This is a genomic window from Paenochrobactrum pullorum, assembly GCF_041929845.1.
GTDB lineage: Bacteria > Pseudomonadota > Alphaproteobacteria > Rhizobiales > Rhizobiaceae > Paenochrobactrum > Paenochrobactrum pullorum.
The window spans coordinates 263,188-273,902 of the sequence record NZ_JBHEEH010000001.1 but is presented as its reverse complement, the minus strand read 5'-3'; the positions used below and the strand labels follow the sequence as shown (position 1 = coordinate 273,902).

At 50.2% G+C, this 10,715-nt stretch carries 10 protein-coding genes and 1 pseudogene; 2 read left to right on the top strand and 9 right to left on the bottom strand.

Features of this window, described 5'->3' with window-relative positions; genetic code table 11:
• Window positions 1-3 precede the first annotated feature (3 nt).
• The 4 genes and pseudogenes from JNC77_RS01415 to dnaA form a co-directional block, all read right to left on the bottom strand.
• The gene (locus JNC77_RS01415) at window positions 4-765 is read right to left on the bottom strand and encodes a molybdopterin-synthase adenylyltransferase MoeB (RefSeq protein WP_374830402.1); all 762 of its coding nucleotides are present in this window, start codon (window positions 763-765) and stop codon (window positions 4-6) included.
• A 7-nt stretch (window positions 766-772) separates the two neighbouring features.
• Window positions 773-1,939 carry a DNA replication/repair protein RecF gene (gene recF / locus JNC77_RS01410; protein WP_374828937.1) on the bottom strand — a complete coding sequence of 389 codons (1,167 nt, stop codon included), beginning with the start codon at window positions 1,937-1,939 and terminating at the stop codon, window positions 773-775.
• A gap of 8 nt (window positions 1,940-1,947) precedes the next feature.
• Window positions 1,948-3,066, bottom strand: coding sequence for a DNA polymerase III subunit beta (dnaN, locus tag JNC77_RS01405; protein ID WP_445482837.1), 1,119 nt, complete (start codon window positions 3,064-3,066; stop codon window positions 1,948-1,950).
• Between the two features lie 206 nt (window positions 3,067-3,272).
• Window positions 3,273-4,736 (bottom strand): annotated as a pseudogene (dnaA, locus tag JNC77_RS01400) (chromosomal replication initiator protein DnaA); the annotation flags it as partial.
• 51 nt (window positions 4,737-4,787) lie between these two features.
• Between dnaA and JNC77_RS01395 the strand changes: the two are divergent.
• Complete coding sequence (locus JNC77_RS01395; protein ID WP_374828936.1) at window positions 4,788-5,165, top strand: hypothetical protein; 378 nt, start codon at window positions 4,788-4,790, stop codon at window positions 5,163-5,165.
• 723 nt (window positions 5,166-5,888) lie between these two features.
• Here the strand turns inward: JNC77_RS01395 and rpsT are convergent.
• The 3 genes from rpsT to mutM form a co-directional block, all read right to left on the bottom strand.
• A complete protein-coding gene (gene rpsT / locus JNC77_RS01390) occupies window positions 5,889-6,155 on the bottom strand; it encodes a 30S ribosomal protein S20 (protein WP_374828935.1) in 267 nt (88 codons plus the stop codon).
• Window positions 6,156-6,441: 286 nt separating this feature from the next.
• Window positions 6,442-7,215 (bottom strand): enoyl-CoA hydratase, encoded by a 774-nt coding sequence (locus tag JNC77_RS01385; protein WP_374828934.1) that lies wholly within the window; start codon window positions 7,213-7,215, stop codon window positions 6,442-6,444.
• 39 nt (window positions 7,216-7,254) lie between these two features.
• Entirely contained in the window at window positions 7,255-8,148 is an 894-nt protein-coding gene (mutM, locus tag JNC77_RS01380) for a bifunctional DNA-formamidopyrimidine glycosylase/DNA-(apurinic or apyrimidinic site) lyase (RefSeq protein ID WP_374828933.1), read from the bottom strand.
• 193 nt (window positions 8,149-8,341) lie between these two features.
• Here mutM and JNC77_RS01375 point away from each other — a divergent pair, with 193 nt between their 5' ends.
• A complete protein-coding gene (locus JNC77_RS01375) occupies window positions 8,342-8,518 on the top strand; it encodes a hypothetical protein (RefSeq protein ID WP_374828932.1) in 177 nt (58 codons plus the stop codon).
• A 9-nt stretch (window positions 8,519-8,527) separates the two neighbouring features.
• On the opposite strand, the gene JNC77_RS01370 is transcribed toward JNC77_RS01375, so the two are convergent.
• Window positions 8,528-8,878 (bottom strand): MarR family winged helix-turn-helix transcriptional regulator, encoded by a 351-nt coding sequence (locus JNC77_RS01370; RefSeq protein WP_374828931.1) that lies wholly within the window; start codon window positions 8,876-8,878, stop codon window positions 8,528-8,530.
• Window positions 8,879-8,983: 105 nt separating this feature from the next.
• Window positions 8,984-10,378 (bottom strand): leucyl aminopeptidase family protein, encoded by a 1,395-nt coding sequence (locus JNC77_RS01365; protein ID WP_374828930.1) that lies wholly within the window; start codon window positions 10,376-10,378, stop codon window positions 8,984-8,986.
• Window positions 10,379-10,715: the final 337 nt, after the last annotated feature.

The window sequence follows — 10,715 nt, the reverse complement described above, 5'->3', positions numbered from 1 at the left end:
ATATTAAAGCTTGCGCTTATAGCGAATGGTTTCAAAACGGCAGGTTAAAGCATCATAAAGCAACAGCCTGCCGACAAGCGGCTCGCCGATACCGGTAATGAGTTTAATCACTTCCATTGCCTGCAATGAGCCGATAATGCCAGGCAAAACACCCAACACGCCAGCCTCCGCACAAGCTGGCACAGAGCCAGCCGCAGGCGGCACCGGAAACAAATCCCGATAGCGCGGATTGAGCCTGTCTGACTCATCTTTTTCATATGGTTTCAGCACGGTGACATTGCCGTCAAAACGCCCGATCGCACCGGATACAAGCGGGCGCTTTACGGCTTCGCATGTATCCGCCAGCATATAGCGCGTTTCGGCATTATCGCAGCCATCAACGACAATGTCGTAATTTTCGATCAATGCGCGCGCATTGTCATGAGTTAAACGCAGACAATGGGCTTCAATGCCGACATGCGGATTTTGCCGAGCAATCGCTTGTTCAGCGCTTTGCACCTTCGGCTGACCAATAGCGGCTGTGTCATGAATGATCTGGCGCTGCAAATTGGAAAGCGACACATGGTCATCATCAACAATCCCAAGCGTACCGACACCTGCAGCTGCCAGATATTGTAAGATCGGCGATCCAAGCCCGCCTGCGCCCACCACCAAAACACGGGCTTTTTTGAGCTTTTGCTGCCCTGCGCCGCCAATTTCCCGCATGATGATATGGCGCGCATAACGCTCCAGTTCCAATTCGGAAAAAGGGGAAGTGCTCAAAATGCTTGCCTCAGCTATAAGAAGGGGTCAATACTCCGGACGATACCTGAAAGAATTGCGCATCGCCATGCAGACTTTCAAATAAAGCTCTGTCAGTACCCGTCATAAATGCCTGACAACCCAGATCGTCCAGAATATCAAACAGCGCTGCACGGCGCCCTGTATCAAGATGCGCGGCTATTTCATCCAAAAGCAAGATCGGCGCCATCCGTGATAGTTCACCGGTCAAACGTGCGTGAGCTAAAACCAACCCGATCAGCAATGCTTTCTGCTCGCCTGTCGAGCACAAAGCGGCCGGCATTTGTTTCGGCCGATGATGCACGATCAGTTCGGTGCGATGCGGCCCGTCAAGTGTGCGCCCGCTGGCTCTGTCACGCATACGCCCGTCATGCAGATTACGGCGAAAATCTTCTTCCAGATCAAGTGCGGCCTCAAGTCCGATGCGCTGCTCCAGTGTACCATCCAGAAAGCAATCGGCTTTCGGAAACGGACTGTCATCCGGCATATGCTCGATCATGGTTTTAATCAGCCGCATCATTTCGGCGCGTGCCGCAGCAATGGCAATGGCAAGTTCCGCCATCTGGTTCTCAATCGCATCCAGCCATTGCGGATCACTGACGCCGTCACTCAGCAAACGATTGCGGCTGCGCATGGATTTTTCATAATCCACCACACGCTTGCCGTGGCCGGTATCAATGGCCAGCACCATGCGATCAAGAAAACGGCGGCGATCACCCGAGCCACCGGTAAAGAGCCCGTCTTGCGACGGTGTCAGCCAGAGGATACGGGCATAATTCAACAATTCATCGGCGGCAGTAGTGGAACCGTTGATGCGCACCCGCCGCCCTGCTTCACCGGCATTATTGCCGGCAGTGCCGGTGCCGATTTCAGCCTCGCCATAAAAATCATTTTCCAATGTCGCATGAATGGCAAAACCATCGGCAGCATCATGGCGCGCCACATCACCATAAGCGGCACGGCGCAAGCCCCGACCAGGCGAAAGAAAAGAAACAGCTTCGAGTAGATTGGTTTTGCCCGAGCCGTTATCGCCCGTCAGCACCACATGACCTGCCCCTAAAGGCAGGTGGAGCACATCGTAATTGCGAAAATTATTAAGTTTAAGCCGCCGGACCGAAACCCGATCCAGACGGCTTTTATGATCACCCGACGTGCTCACATCATCAACTATACGCGCATCGGCATCAGCACATACAAGACATCTTCGTCACCGGTATCAAGTACCACTGTCGGAGAGCCTGCATCGGCGAGCATGAAGACGGCTTCAGAGCCGGAAAGCTGGCTGGTAATGTCGAGCAGATACTTCGAGTTGAAACCGATATCAATCGGATCCGCATCATAATCGGCGGCCAATTCGTCTGTTGCGCTGCCGGAATCAGGATTATTGACTGTCAGTGTCAGCTGACCATCACTGATCGACAGTTTAACGGCACGACCGCGTTCACTCGAAATCGTCGAAACACGATCAACTGATGACGCGAAATTCTGACGGTCGATCACCAGTTTCTTGTCGTTGCCAGATGGAATCACACGCTGATAATCAGGGAAAGTACCGTCAATGAGCTTGGAGGTGAGGACGATCGACCCAATGGTAAAGCGGATTTTTGCATCCGACAATTCAATGGTGACATCCGCATCAGGCACATCCACCAGTTTCTGCAATTCAGCAACGGTTTTGCGCGGGATAATTATGCCGGGCATACCTTCTGCACCGCTTGGTGCTTCCAGTTCAGCCCGTGCCAGACGGTGACCGTCGGTGGCAACCGCACGCAATTTCAGCTGACCTTCGCTTTCAATCGCATGCAGGTAAATACCATTGAGGTAATAACGGGTTTCTTCCGTCGAAATCGCAAACTGGGTGCGATCAATCAAGCGTTTGAAATCCAAAGCCTTCATGACAAAGCTATGGGTAAAGCTTCCCGCTGTCAGTTCCGGAAAATCGGACTGCGGCAGGCATTGCAAACGGAAAGACGATCGGCCTGAAATAACCGAAACGGAATTACCGTCAGGATTGGTTGCAAGCTGAACCTCGGCACCATCAGGCAATTTACGCACAATGTCGTAAAGCAGATGGGCAGGGACAGTCGTAGCACCGGCTTCTTCAGCCATTGCTGCGGTTGCTTCATTAATCTCAAGATCCAGATCAGTTGCTTTCATCGCCAGGCTTCCGCCTTCGGCCTGTAGCAACACGTTGGACAAAATAGGAATCGTGTTACGGCGCTCCACAACACGATGAACATGGTTGAGAGATTTCAGAAGATTGGAACGTTCCAGAGTAACACGCATGATAAACGAACTCGCTGACTTCTGGTCACACAAGACGCCGCCCATCGTTTGATACGAAGCGCAAGCCTTGCGCGACTGGCTGGGCGAATGACCGCCCCAAGGGATAGTAAAGTGGCAGAAAACTAACCAAAAAAGCAAGCCCACACAACCACATCAACCGTGGATATGCGGGCTTTATGTTGATAACTTGTGCTTTTTAAGCTGCGTTATGCAGCCTGATCGTTGATCAGGCGCTTCAACAGCTCCAGTTCCTGCGCCAATTTGGTATCGGCACCGGCCAGATCTTCGATCTTGCGCACCGCATGCAAAACGGTTGTGTGGTCACGTCCGCCAAATCGACGGCCTATTTCCGGTAGGGAACGCGGGGTGAGCATTTTCGCCAGATACATCGCAACCTGACGTGGCTTGACGATGATGCGGGTACGACGGCTGGAAAGCAAATCCTGCTTCGAGACATTATAGTGACGCGCGACGATGCGCTGAATTTCTTCAATACGGATACGCTTTGGCTCACCGGCGCGTGTCAGATGGCCGAGAAGCTCGTCAACCCGGTCGATGGACAAATCTGGCTCGAAAGACTGACGGAACAACAGCTGGTTGAACGCGCCTTCAAGCTCACGGCCTGAACCGGTCACAGTGCGGGCCACATGGCTCAAAATTTCTTCCGAAATATTGAGTGTGTAATCTTCAACCTGTGCGGCAACCAGACGGCGCTTGAGCATCTCAAAGCGCATTTCATAATCCGGTGCTGCCACTTCCAATGCCACACCGCCCTGCAAACGGGAGCGAACGCGCACATCAAGCGATTCCAGTTCTGACGGCGGGCGGTCAGCGGCAACCACAACCTGTTTGGCGCTATCAAGCAAAGTGTTGAGCAGATGGCAGAACTCGTGCTGGATCGACTTACCTTGCAGGAACTGCATATCGTCGATGACGAGCAGATCGATATCGCGCAACTGTTCTTTGAAGGAAAGCGCGTTATTGTCACGGATTGCGGTTGCAAAACGCCACATGAAATATTCTGCGGTCAGGTAAACCACGCGCGGCTTTTCAGGGCGCTGAAAAGCCGCCGCAGCAATTGCCTGCAAAAGGTGTGTTTTACCAAGACCTACAGACGCATGGATAAACAAAGGATTGAAACGAACAGCACTGGAGCCGGCCTCCGCGATAGTGCGGGCGGCTGCCAAAGCCACACGGTTGGAAGCGCCATCGACAAAGCTGTCGAATGTGTAACGTGGATCAAGCGGAGAACCGAGAACCGCGCCCTGTGAGCCGCTCGAATGGGTTTCCATCGCAAGAGCGGCACCACGTTTTTCATTACTTGGCTGGCCAACAGGAAAAGCAATTTTTTCACGCATTGGGGATCGGGTTTCCACCGGTTGCGGCTCAACAGCCACTTCAGCGACCGGTGCCGGACGGACGACACGGCTCATGCCACGTACCACGATCTCAACCTTGAGGATCTGCGGGTTTTCTTCCTGCCACAACTGCGTCAGAAGCTCGGTGTAATGGTTATTGATCCAGGAACGCAAAAAAGCGGTCGGTACCGATAAACGCACAATGCTCTTGGATAAATCGTCCAGTTGCAGGCGGCCAAACCAGCTGGAATAAATTTCGCTGCCGACGCGGGCTTTAAGCTTGGAGGTCAGACGCTCAAACGCGGCTTCGCTATCATTAATTGTTGCAATCATCTGTTGATTATTATTCTGAGAAGTCGATGTTTGAGTGCCACAATCCGCATGCGTATTATTATTCTTCGCTGCCGTCACTTTGTCGCCCGTCACTATCATCGCTTCATCTACCTTCACATTACGGCGCGCCGTTTCCGGCGCTTGTCATTATTTTTTAAAAGAAACAGCCTGTTGTCAGGTCTGGTTAGAAATCCGCAATTGTTACATCACCGACTCACATTTCCTTCTTCAACCATGCTGATTGCCCGAATTAAGATTTTCAACAACCGCTCTTTGCCGGTGGAGACCGGCGAAGAGTGTTCACGGTTAATGAACGGTAAACCGTATAATCCCAACTCAAATGAAGGTCACAAAAAGCCACCGACAGATTGTGAACCTGAAGCATTCATTTCATATTTATTTGCTTAAACCTGGGTCAGAAGCCCGCCCCGTTGATGCCTAAACATTAGCGAAGATTTTGCCAAAAGAGCAAGCCCAGAATTTGCATTTTCGAGAGAGCTGAAGATGCCCCAAAAGAGCATCTTGACAGGGAGAATCGGATAAAAACCGCGTAAGACCATTGGATTCAAAGCGTTTTATTTTTTTGAAATTCACGACTCTGACCTCCAAAATTGCAGCAAAAAAAATATTAATTATTCGCTTGACTCTCAAGCCCTTCCGAGTCCCTCCGGAGCCTGTGGACAAGCGTGGATTAAACTTGTAACTATATGATACTATTGACGAATATTTGTGCCTTTAACGCAATAATCGTACGCTCATTTTTTAAGCGCCGAGACCGATTCCAATGGAAATTTAAGCTATATCAGCAGGATAGGATGCGTGGTTTCAACCAATTCTTGTTTTATGAAGAATCGTTTGGAAGCCTCATGCAGCTACACTGAAGCGAGTTTTCAAGAGCGAGTACTCAAGGGGAGCGTAAGCTTAATCTTAGCTGCGCCAAAGCCATCTCAAATGATGTGCGCTTTGAACTGATAGCAAGCTAACCATCTGTCCTTTTAACTCTCATTGTCCGAGATGTGGCCAGTCATATTTACGCATGCGAAAAACTTGAACATATTCCATTGGCAGATAACAAAAAACCCGGCTGAAACAGCCGGGTTTTTTTAAACTGATATCAAAACCTGACAACGATTAAGCTGAAAGACCCTGAACGCGCTTGGTCAAACGTGACACTTTACGCGATGCGGTGTTCTTATGCAGAACGCCTTTGGTTGCAGCGCGCATCAGCTCTGGCTGAGCAGCCTGCAAAGCAGCCTGAGCTGCTGTCTGGTCACCAGCGATGATCGCATCTTCAACCTTACGGATGAAAGTACGCACGCGTGAACGACGTGACTTGTTGACTTCAGTGCGGGCAGCAATCTTGCGCACCGCTTTCTTGGCCGAAGGAGTGTTGGCCATAAATGCCTCTCTTTTTACTGTCAGCTATCCAGCGGGTGTATAATATAACCGCCGTGCACAAAACTATAAGGGCGGCATATATGCCACCGAACCGTGGGGCGCTTATAGATCAGCTTTCCATCAACGTCAACGCAGATTCTGACCATAAGCGCATGGAAACACCCGTTTTATAGCCTTTAAAGCCCTTGAGACTCTTGTTTTCATTCAAAATATTTCAATTTCGGCATCTGATAAAAGAAGCAAAACATGTGTCACATCAAGCTCTGCCCGTCTGATTCCGCTATATTTAGCGATTCTTGAAATCCGGTTTGCGCTTATCAATGAAAGCCGCCATGCCTTCCTTCTGATCTTCCAGCGCAAAGAGCGAATGGAAAAGGCGCCGCTCAAAGCGTAAGCCCTCATTGAGAGAGACCTCATAAGCCCGGTTGACCGCCTCCTTGTTCATCAAAACGGAAAGGCGCGAAAAGCCTGCAATCTTGTGCGCTGTCTTCATGGCATCTTCAAGAAGAGTGGCAACAGGCACAATACGCGAAACCAAGCCGCAGCGCTCTGCCTCCTCGGCACCCATCAAACGGCCGGTCAGGCACATTTCCATTGCCTTGGACTTCCCGACATAATGGGTCAAACGCTGCGACCCGCCCATGCCCGGCATAATACCAAGGGTAATTTCCGGCTGACCGAATTTGGCGTTATCGGCGGCAATAATGAAATCGCACATCATTGCCAGTTCACAGCCACCACCCAGCGCATAGCCTGCAACTGCCGCAATCACTGGTTTGCGCACATAATCCATATGCTGATTCCCGGCGAACATATCGCTCATATAGGCATCGACAAAACTGACCGGCTGCATTTCTTTAATATCAGCGCCAGCGGCAAAGGCTTTGTCGGAGCCTGTCAGCACAATGACACCGATTGCATCGTCAGCCTCAAAAGCTGTCAGCGCATCGCGCAACTCTTCCAGCAATTGCTTGTTTAAAGCATTGAGCGCTTCGGGACGGTTCAGCTTCACCAGCCCGACCTTGTCATGCGTCTCGATGATGATGGTCTGATATGTCATCGGGTCAATCTCCTCCTCTTTAACCTTGATCTTCTCTCATCAATGCTGGCAACTCTCGCACCAAAAGGTGGAGCGTCCGCTTTGTGTGATGCGCGAAATCGTACCCTTACAGCCTTCACGGCGGCATGGCTCACCTTCACGACCATAGACCGAGAAGGAATGCTGGAAATAGCCAAGCTCGCCATCCGCTTGCCTGTAATCGCGCAGGCTTGAACCGCCAGCAGCAATCGCATCGGCAATCACTTCTCGAATATTGGTGGCAAGCCTGTCCGCCACAGCAATATCCGCGCCGCCTTGCGTGGTAACAGAACCGGCACTGCGCAATGGCGAAAGCCCTGTGCGCCACATCGCTTCACAAACATAAATATTGCCAAGCCCTGCAATCAGGCTTTGATCCAATAATGCAGCCTTTAAAGGTGCTTTTTTACCTGCAAAGGCTTTATCCAGCCATTCACCGGACAGATAATTGCCTGTCGGCTCAAGTCCGAGTTTTTCCAAAAAAGGATGCTGATCGAGACGACTGGTTTGTGCCAGCACCAAGAAACCGAAACGGCGCGGATCATTATAAATAATATTGGTTTTGCGCCCCTGATCATTCGATAAAGAGAATATCAGATGGTCATGCACGCTTTTCTTGGAGCGCTCATGGGTGAACTGCCCCGGCACTGTTTCAGCCGCATCACTTTCAATACGATAGGAACCGGACATGCCCAGATGCGAAATCAGTGTCTGATCATCCTCCAAATGAATGGTCAGATATTTCGCCCTTCGTCCCAGTGCCTCAATACGCTTTCCGGTGATTTTTTCAGACAGTTTTTCAGGAAAAGGAAAACGTAAATCAGCCCGGTTCTGTTGCACTTTTTCAATTTTTGCCCCTTCCATAAAGGGTTGCAAACCACGGCGAACCGTCTCTACCTCAGGCAATTCAGGCATTTATCACCTTCATCATTAAAAAGCTTTATTTTAAGCCATAACGCAGAAGATGCTTATGGTCACCCTCTATCTCAAGACTTGAAGCTCAACAAAAAACGCATGAGTGAATTTGTTAACCTTGTTTTTTAAGACCATTAAAATCTTGGAGCGATAGATTGGTCACCAGGTTCGCATAAAGGCGGGATTTACAATAATGCCTGGATTATTAAACAGATTTGCAAAAAACCGCTCAAGCGCTTCGGTTCTGGAGTTCTGCTTGATCGGCGTACTCACATTTGTTGCTATTATCAGTGCTGTTTTGGTGGTGTCTGCCAGCAGTGAATCTTTTGCCTTCATTCCTCAGGCTATGGCCACCTTGTTTAATTTTTAAAGTTTAAACTTATAAAGGCAGCTCTTTGGCGGTTCTAATCACCAGATCACCAAGGCTTTCAACATATAATGCACCTGTCACTGTCCGCTTGATCAGCACATTGCGACGGTCTTTTTCATCGCGATGACGCGATACCAGTTCTAAAGCCCCCATTGTATCCAGCGCCCGCGTAATCACCGGCTTGCTGACACCCAAATGCTGCGCAAGTGCGCGCACCGTATGGGGCGGCGGATCGAGATAAATTGTCAGTAAAATCGTCAGCTGTCTTGTCGTCAGATCATGCATGTCATCACGAACCTGCGTCAGTGCCAGGTTTTTCAGCAAGGTCAGCGATTGCAGTGGTTTCAGCTCAACCGGCATTAAGATAGCTCTTGTTACGGATAGTTCCCATAAAAGCGCGTCTTTGCCGGTTGTGCAAGCAGATCAGCGGGCTAAAGTTAATTAGCCCGCCAAGATAGTTTCAAATCAAGCTTTGCCGAAACGATCCAACAGCACCTGATAGATAGTGCGGATAGCTTGTGCAGCACCACCAAATGGTGCTTCCGGCTTTTCAACCGGTGTCCAGCCGTAAATGTCGAAATGCGCCCATTGTGCGCTGTTTTCAACAAAGCGCGACAAGAACAAAGCCGCCGTCACGGAACCGGCAAAACCATCAGTGGTGACATTGTTCATGTCGGCAATGCGTGATGAAAGCTTCTTCTCATATGGCTCCCAAAGCGGCATGCGCCAGACAGGATCCGCCACCTGATAAGCAGATTTTGCAACCGAAGCAGCAAGCTCTTCATCATGCGTGTAGAATGGCGGAAGATCAGGCCCAAGCGCCACACGGGCAGCACCGGTCAAAGTTGCCATATCAATCAGCAATTCCGGCTTTTCTTCATCCGCCAGCGCCAAGGCATCAGCCAGAACCAGACGACCTTCGGCATCGGTATTGCCGATTTCAACAGTCAAACCTTTACGGCTGGTGAGCACATCACCCGGACGGAAAGCATTGCCGGCAATGGCATTTTCAACCGCCGGAATAAGCACACGCAAACGAACCGGTAATTTGGCAGCCATAATCATTGCGGCCAGACCGATCACATTGGCGGCACCACCCATGTCTTTTTTCATCAACAGCATACCGGCAGGGCTTTTGATATCGAGACCACCAGTATCAAAGCAAACGCCCTTACCAACCAAGGTCACTTTCGGGTCGGTTTCATTGCCCCATGTCAGATCAAGAAGACGCGGTGCCTGCGCACCGGCACGACCGACCGCATGGATCATCGGGAAATTATGCTCCAGCAACGCATCGCCGACAATCGCATTGACCTTGGCGCCGTGTGTTGCGCCTAAATTGCGCAAAGCCTGTTCCAGCGCTTCCGGCCCCATATCATTGGTCGGTATATTGATAAGATCACGGGTCAAAGTGACCGCTGATGCAATGCGGTTGATCTCGGCCAGATCGGCACCTCCCGGCAATGCCAAGCGCACGGCACCTTTGGATGAACCCTTGCGATAGTGATTGAACTGATAGCCGCCCATCAAGAAAGAAAGTGCTGCAAGTTTCGCATCACTTTGTAAATTTTCGATATGCCAGTCACCTGCCGGTAAAAGCGCCGACAATTTACCCGCCAGCATACGGGACTGGCCTTCACGATCAGGCTCTCCAACACCAAACAAAGCACCGGCAATGGCACCTTTTTCGTTCGGAACCACCAGAAATGCGCCAGCCGAACCATCAAAATCATGGCGCTCTGCCCAAGCCGCAGCACTCGCGCTCAATCCCGCCTCTTCCACTTTGTTTTTTGAAACAAACCAGACCGGCAGGCTGGTATCTGATTTTTTAGCCAGAAGTTCGAGGCGTGTAGCCGACATCATCATATTCCTTTTCAATGACCTGCATATATTACCAGCCAGATGACCAGCAATAATTTGCAACATGGATAGAGCGATAATTAGCCAAGTTTAAGAGCAATGAAAATGATCAATCAGATGCGTAAGAAAAAAGAACCATTATTTTTTGTGCGCGGTTAACATAAAGAGATAAAAACACCAACATATACGCATAAAGATTTCTTTATATCCCATTGTTAATTTGGTCATGATCTGTTAGTTGAAGAATATGAAAAGCATTTTGCCATGGCCGCGTTTCGATGAAATCTTATCGGAAACTCCAATGGCAGCAGACAACATCTATTACCCATCAACAGCT

Excerpts from the sequence above, each read along its gene's own strand:
- dnaN (WP_445482837.1), bottom strand. The coding sequence starts at position 3,066 with ATGCGTGTTACTCTGGAACGTTCCAATCTTCTGAAATCTCTCAACCAT.
- rpsT (WP_374828935.1), bottom strand. The coding sequence starts at position 6,155 with ATGGCCAACACTCCTTCGGCCAAGAAAGCGGTGCGCAAGATTGCTGCC.
- JNC77_RS01385 (WP_374828934.1), bottom strand. The coding sequence starts at position 7,215 with ATGACATATCAGACCATCATCATCGAGACGCATGACAAGGTCGGGCTG.
- mutM (WP_374828933.1), bottom strand. The coding sequence starts at position 8,148 with ATGCCTGAATTGCCTGAGGTAGAGACGGTTCGCCGTGGTTTGCAACCC.
- JNC77_RS01375 (WP_374828932.1), top strand. The coding sequence starts at position 8,342 with ATGCCTGGATTATTAAACAGATTTGCAAAAAACCGCTCAAGCGCTTCG.
- JNC77_RS01370 (WP_374828931.1), bottom strand. The coding sequence starts at position 8,878 with ATGCCGGTTGAGCTGAAACCACTGCAATCGCTGACCTTGCTGAAAAAC.
- JNC77_RS01365 (WP_374828930.1), bottom strand. The coding sequence starts at position 10,378 with ATGTCGGCTACACGCCTCGAACTTCTGGCTAAAAAATCAGATACCAGC.